At 44.9% G+C, this 6,056-nt stretch carries 7 protein-coding genes; 5 read left to right on the forward strand and 2 right to left on the reverse strand.

Annotated elements, in window-relative coordinates; translation table 11 throughout:
• Positions 1-184 (forward strand): hypothetical protein (locus F6K52_RS30765; protein WP_293087889.1); only part of this gene is annotated, 184 nt, incomplete at its 5' end.
• On the opposite strand, the gene F6K52_RS30770 is transcribed toward F6K52_RS30765, so the two are convergent.
• A complete protein-coding gene (locus tag F6K52_RS30770; RefSeq protein ID WP_075904118.1) occupies positions 163-1,242 on the reverse strand; it encodes a PIN/TRAM domain-containing protein in 1,080 nt (359 codons plus the stop codon). The two genes, F6K52_RS30765 and F6K52_RS30770, sit on opposite strands and share 22 nt — an antisense overlap.
• Before the next feature lie 421 nt (positions 1,243-1,663).
• On the opposite strand from F6K52_RS30770, the gene hemW reads away from it, so the two are divergent.
• The 3 genes from hemW to F6K52_RS30785 all read left to right on the forward strand — a co-directional run bounded on the left by hemW (position 1,664) and on the right by F6K52_RS30785 (position 4,649).
• On the forward strand, positions 1,664-2,914 hold the full coding sequence (hemW, locus tag F6K52_RS30775; RefSeq protein WP_293087891.1) for a radical SAM family heme chaperone HemW: 1,251 nt from the start codon (positions 1,664-1,666) through the stop codon (positions 2,912-2,914).
• A 61-nt stretch (positions 2,915-2,975) separates the two neighbouring features.
• Positions 2,976-3,827, forward strand: a complete 852-nt coding sequence (gene rsmI, locus F6K52_RS30780) for a 16S rRNA (cytidine(1402)-2'-O)-methyltransferase (protein ID WP_293087897.1) — start codon at positions 2,976-2,978, stop codon at positions 3,825-3,827.
• A gap of 225 nt (positions 3,828-4,052) precedes the next feature.
• The gene (locus F6K52_RS30785; protein WP_293087893.1) at positions 4,053-4,649 is read left to right on the forward strand and encodes a YdcF family protein; all 597 of its coding nucleotides are present in this window, start codon (positions 4,053-4,055) and stop codon (positions 4,647-4,649) included.
• Here F6K52_RS30785 and F6K52_RS30790 read toward each other — a convergent pair.
• Complete coding sequence (locus F6K52_RS30790; RefSeq protein ID WP_293087895.1) at positions 4,642-4,941, reverse strand: DUF2288 domain-containing protein; 300 nt, start codon at positions 4,939-4,941, stop codon at positions 4,642-4,644. The genes F6K52_RS30785 and F6K52_RS30790 overlap by 8 nt on opposite strands.
• Positions 4,942-5,153: 212 nt before the next feature.
• Between F6K52_RS30790 and F6K52_RS30795 the strand changes: the two genes are divergently transcribed.
• Positions 5,154-6,056 (forward strand): transglycosylase domain-containing protein (locus F6K52_RS30795; protein WP_293087899.1); only part of this gene is annotated, 903 nt, incomplete at its 3' end.

The following is a 6,056-nucleotide window of genomic DNA, read 5'->3' on the forward strand; positions in this document are numbered from 1 at the left end:
CTTGCAACCTTGGCCTTTCGGCCACGCTACGCGAACAACCTGCCAACCTGCAACCTTGGCCTTTCGGCCACGCTACGCGAACAACCTGCAACCTTGGCCTTTCGGCCACGCTACGCGAACAACCTGCCAACCTGCAACCTGCCAACCTATAAAACACCAATATCAAACCGTCACCGAAGCTTGAGGTCGAGCAAAAATCATCCTACCTGCTGAGGTCTGCAACGCTGAGGTAACAATAACTGGCAGTTCAACACCCATGTGTTTATACCCTTCTTCTACCACTACCATTGTGCCATCATCGAGATAACCAACTCCTTGGGTAGGTTCTTTACCCCCCTTAAGGATTTTCAGTTCTAGGATGTCACCTGGTAGATACAGAGGACGCACGGCTTGGGCTAAATCATTGACATTCAACACTGGCACCTTTTGGAGCTTAGCCACTTTACTCAAGTTGTAATCATTGGTTAAAAGAGTGCCATTAATTTCCTGGGCAAAACGTACCAATTTGGTATCTACAGTTTGTAGGTCATCGTAATCAGCGGAATGGATCACCAAGCGTTCTGGGTAAACAGCTTGCATCCGATTTAGGATATCTAGCCCCCGCCGTCCCCGAGTTCGCTTTTGATCATTGGCAGCATCGGCAAGTTGCTGCAATTCTAGTAAGACAAACTGGGAAACCAGAATTTGACCTTCGATAAAACCCGTCTCAAGCAGTGCTTCGATCCGACCATCAATGATACAGCTAGTATCTAGAACTTTACTTGAGGCTGGTTTGAGAGTGCCTTCTGCCACTAAAACTGATTCAAGGCTATTAGGATTGATCAGCTGCAAGAACGTGCGACCATGGGTATCAGCTAGACTAATGCCCAAGAAGGAAAACATCACACTTCCTAAAATGGCAGTCAGGGGTTTGATGAAGGAAAATTCCGAAGGGATGGGCAGTAAGAAAATTGGCGCTAGCATCAAATTAGCTAACAGCAGTCCCAGGATCAGACCAATAGCCCTGGTCAAAATTACCTCAATCGGCATTTTTCGCACTTGGGCTTCTACCCGACGGTAAGTTACTTGGGCCATTAACCCTAGTGCTAGTCCGATAATGGCACCAAAGCATGCAGTAGTCGAGCGTAAAGCGGTCAAATTGCTGACTTGATCTTGTACATGACCGGGTAGCAATTCTACACTATCGAAGCCTATGCTTGCTGCTGCTATGATAAATAAAAGTATAATGACGAAGTCAAGCATTCTTCCTTTCCAATTGGTTTTGTAGTTGCTTTTTTAGGAAAACTTTTTAAACGATTGCATAAACTGTCGTCAACCTGATAGTCAACAACTATATTTAGTATATCGTTTACATCCCTGTATTCTCTGATACGACTTAGCTTCTGTAAACCGTTGAATTGCCTAGGCTAACCGAGGGATAGCTTGGGCAATTTTATGGGCTGGAGTTATCTGTTCAAGGGAGTTACAGGGTTCCTACTGTTGACTCTTCTAAAGGGGTGAATCTCGCTCCGGAGAAGATTGAGGTGAGCCAAAAGATGATCATAAAACTAATAAAAAATTTATTTAATTAATAACTGTTCATCCCAGGAGTCGGATTGGCTTACCTGATTAAAGTATTACCATTATTGCCATAACAAGCCAGTGGTCAATTTGTTACATAATTATGAGAAATTATGAGAAAGTTTGCGATTCTTTAAGAGTCAGTGCCGCCTATGTTCATATTCCCTTTTGCCGACGCCGATGCTATTACTGTGATTTTCCAGTATCTGTCGTAGGGGATAAGGCCACAGAGGGTACCTATAGCATGATTGACCAGTATGTCGAGGTGTTATGTCAGGAAATTAATATCACTCCAGCCACCACAAGGAGTTTAGACACGGTTTTCTTTGGGGGTGGAACCCCCTCCCTGCTGACAGTTGAACAACTAGCAAAAATCCTAGATACCTTAGACAGGCGCTTTGGAATTGCGGCTGATGCAGAGATTTCCATGGAGATGGATCCAGGAACCTTCACCAAAGATCAGTTAACCGGATACCGAGATTTGGGGGTCAATCGAGTCAGCTTAGGGGTTCAGGCATTTCAAGATAAATTACTGAGCAATTGTGGCCGTACCCATGACTCTAAAGATATCGTCACTGCTATCGAACTGATCCATCAAGTAGAGGTTCCCGAATTTAGTCTTGATTTAATCTCTGGTCTACCGGATCAAACCTTAGAACAATGGCAGGAGTCTCTGGAAATAACGGTCAAGATTGCCCCTACCCACATTTCCAGCTATGACCTAGTGCTTGAGCCTGTCACTGCCTTTGGCCGCCAGTACACCTCTGGAACTAAGCCGTTACCGACGGATGAAACCACTGCCGTGATGTACCGCTTAGCACAGCAGGTGTTTACTAGCGTGGGGTACGAACATTATGAAATTTCTAACTATGCCTTGCCTGGTCATCAATGCCGTCACAATCGGGTGTATTGGGAAAACCGCCCTTATTACGGTTTTGGCATGGGTGCGGCTAGCTATACTCAAGGGTGTCGGTTCACTAGACCACGGACTAGGCGGGAGTATTATGCTTGGGTGGAACAGTTGGTAGAAGCGGGTGGGGTTTCCGATGGCTCACCCACGAATTCAGAAGATGTGTTGTTAGAAACCCTAATGCTAGGTCTACGCTTGGCAGAGGGGTTGAGTCTGTCTATGCTAGCTGAGAGGTTTGGGGAAAAAATTCTGGAACAGATTTGGACGGGTTTGCTGCAATACTACGGTTGTAACTGGGTAGAGGTTGTGGGAGATAATGGCGAAAGGGTTAATTTATCGGATGGTCAGAGGTTACCAGTGGCAGGACGGTTGAGATTAACTGACCCGGAAGGGTTTTTGTTCTCCAATACCATTCTGGCTGACTTGTTTCATCTGTTGGGGTAGGAACCGGTGATTTGTTGATTAACCGCAAAGACGTAAGGATACACGAAGAAGACAAGTGGGAATGCTTTATGTGGTGGGAACACCAATTGGTAATTTGCAGGATATGACGTTTCGGGCAGTGGAAATTCTGCAATCCGTGGATTTGATTGCTGCGGAGGATACGCGCCATACCGGGAAGCTATTGCACCATTTTCAAATTAAAACGCCACAAGTGAGTTACCACGAACACAATCACGACCAGCGTTTACCCGAGTTGTTGAATCGCCTGGGTCAAGGAAATACCATTGCGTTGGTGACAGATGCTGGGATGCCAGCCATTTCTGATCCTGGCTATAAATTGGTGAAGGCTGTTATTGAGGAGGGGATATCGGTAGTGCCAATACCAGGTGCTACTGCTGGAATTACGGCATTAAGTGCTGCGGGATTACCGACAGACCGATTTGTGTTTGAAGGCTTTTTACCCACCAAGGGTCAAAGTCGAAAAAAACGTTTAGACTCTCTCAAGGAGGAACCAAGAACGTTGATTTTGTATGAAGGGCCTCACCGCGTGCTTAATACGTTGCGAGATTTAGCAAACTGTTTGGGAGAAAATCGTAGAATTGTATTGGCTAGGGAATTAACCAAACTCCATGAGGAGTTTTGGCGGGGAACTATTGGAGATGCGATCGCTCATTTTACTCACCTAGAACCAAAGGGAGAGTTTACCCTAATCATTGGTGGAGCTTCCCAACAAAAGCCTATGTTATCAAAAGCTGAACTAGAAGCTCAATTGACAGAGATTATGGCTCAGGGAGTATCGCGATCCCAAGCGAGTCGTCAGTTAGCTAAGCTAACTCAACTCCCCCGACGTGAACTCTATCAGCTAGCGTTGACAATTCCTTCATCAGTTTTTCCTGTCAAGGATCAAGACTAAGCTTGATTGGTAAATCTTTCTCAATTTTTGATTTTTTGTTGATTAACGATTAACAATTAACAAGTAGCAATTAACAAGTAGTAATTAAAAATTAACAATCAACAATTAGCAATTAACAAGCAGCAATGAACAACTAGCAAGTAATGACTAATCCCTAAAGAAAGCTGCTTTCCTTGCGCTTTAAGTTAAACAACGCCATCTATCTATTCGACATCTATTCGAGTTATGATTTTCAGGATTCACTCCCACTCATCAGGCCCTAACTATAAAACTAAATTAATACCATGGGTGACACTCGTTTTAACACTAACTCTGATGTTTGGTTACAAAAGGATTGAAAGCTATTTAGTGCAACCAAAAGTTGCCTTAGTTTTAGGGGGATCTGAATCCCGGGAGAGATTTGCTGCAAAATTTGCCGTCAAGCACCCAGACCTCGACATTTGGGTATCTTCTGGCAGCCCGAAGGGATATGCTAAACGGTTATTTACTCGGGAAGGAATTGACCTTAGTCGCCTCCACCTAGACTACAAAGCGGTGGATACGGTCACTAACTTTACTACCTTAGTGGATCAGTTAGAAGCTCAGGACATCGATAGTGTCTATTTGATTACTTCTGACTATCATATGCGCCGTGCTCGCTTGATTGGTGATATCGTTCTTGGCAGTAGAGGAATTGTTCTCAAGCCCTTACCTGTTCCTTCCGAAAAGTCTACTGAACCCCTTGATAAAGCTTTGCGAGATGGGGCTAGGGCTTTGTTTTGGTTGATGACAGGTCAGACAGGGGCTGAATTAGGCCAAGCCTCGAAAAGGTTAATCAAGTGAAGTCCGTTAAGAGTTCTTGCACCAGTACGTAGGGTTGTACAATCAGAGCCTGAAACCGCTTATTCTGGTTGCTGTTCCAATGAGAAAGTTGGTCAAGTAAAGGCTTGTGCATTAGCTGCTCACTGATCCAATGTTGGACAGATAGCACATCATCGTTTGCGATCGCTACCCCAACATCCAACAAATCCAGTCCCTCATTCACCACCAGTACTGCATCTCGTTTCACATGAGGAATCAGTAAGTCCCAGGTTGTCTCATCCAAGGATTCCGCCAATTGTACTCTTAAATCCATGTTTAATTCAACGTTTTCTTAACAGTTCTTCAAAAATACAGCAAAATTGTTCCGATGGTTTGTTTTATTTAACCATTGGCTCAAAACTCTAATCACCTCAGACTTCTAACTCAGCATTCCTCTAACCATTGGGTTATAACGGTTCTCATAGTAATGAGCTACACAAAATTGTTGCCCTGATGAGAAATTCCATTAACATCATCAAACAGAAAATGTGGTTGAGGCTGAATCCCAAACATCGCCGCGCTGTAAAACTATTCCTTGGCTTGGCGCTGCTTGGCATCACCGTGCGTACGCTTCCCTATCTCGCTCCCATTCGTGCTAAAGATTTAGTTCAGGATGACCTAGCGGTAGAATTTCGTGACCGCAATGGTTTATCCCTAGGCACAATCCTCAGTCGAGACCAAGACCATACTGCGGTTGTTCCTCTCGATCAAATTTCCCCGCACTTTATCCATGCTATTCTCGCCGCAGAAGATGGAGAGTTTTATCACCATGGGGCATTAGAGATGCGGGCAATTATGCGATCGCTAATTCAAGCCATTGAGGCGAAACGCATTGTCAGTGGTGCCTCCACCATCACCATGCAACTGGCACGGATGCTCGAACCCAACCCCCGCACTCTACCTGCCAAATTACAAGAAATTTGGTTATCCTGGCGATTAGCAGCAGGGATGAGTAAAGATGAAATCTTGGCAGCCTATATCAACCGACTCCCTATGGGTGGCAATATCTATGGCTTAGAAGCTGCTGCTCGGATTTATTTTGGCATGCCCGCCAGTGAACTCAATGTTGCTCAAGCCAGCCTATTAGCTGGTCTACCCAATAATCCTAATTATCTCAATCCTTATTATTACTGGGATGCTGCCAAACGGCGGCAAATCTATGTGCTCAAGCGCATGGTAGAAGATGGCTATATCACCGCTACTCAAGCAGACCAAGCCTATTCCGAAGCCATTTCCCTACTACCTCGACAGCAAGGAATAATTGCCGCGCCACACTTTTTATTCTTGGTTGCCAACCAATTACCATCAGAGCATCCCTCCCAAATTCGTACTACTATCGACAGATCGGAAGAGCGTCGTGTAGGAGCGGCAACTGTCATTGAGATCTTG

The organism is Moorena sp. SIO3H5 (genome assembly GCF_010692395.1).
Lineage (GTDB): Bacteria > Cyanobacteriota > Cyanobacteriia > Cyanobacteriales > Coleofasciculaceae > Moorena.

Coding starts and splice junctions, on each gene's coding strand:
- F6K52_RS30770 (WP_075904118.1), bottom strand. CDS start 1,242: ATGCTTGACTTCGTCATTATACTTTTATTTATCATAGCAGCAGCAAGC.
- hemW (WP_293087891.1), top strand. CDS start 1,664: ATGAGAAATTATGAGAAAGTTTGCGATTCTTTAAGAGTCAGTGCCGCC.
- rsmI (WP_293087897.1), top strand. CDS start 2,976: ATGCTTTATGTGGTGGGAACACCAATTGGTAATTTGCAGGATATGACG.
- F6K52_RS30785 (WP_293087893.1), top strand. CDS start 4,053: ATGATTTTCAGGATTCACTCCCACTCATCAGGCCCTAACTATAAAACT.
- F6K52_RS30790 (WP_293087895.1), bottom strand. CDS start 4,941: ATGGATTTAAGAGTACAATTGGCGGAATCCTTGGATGAGACAACCTGG.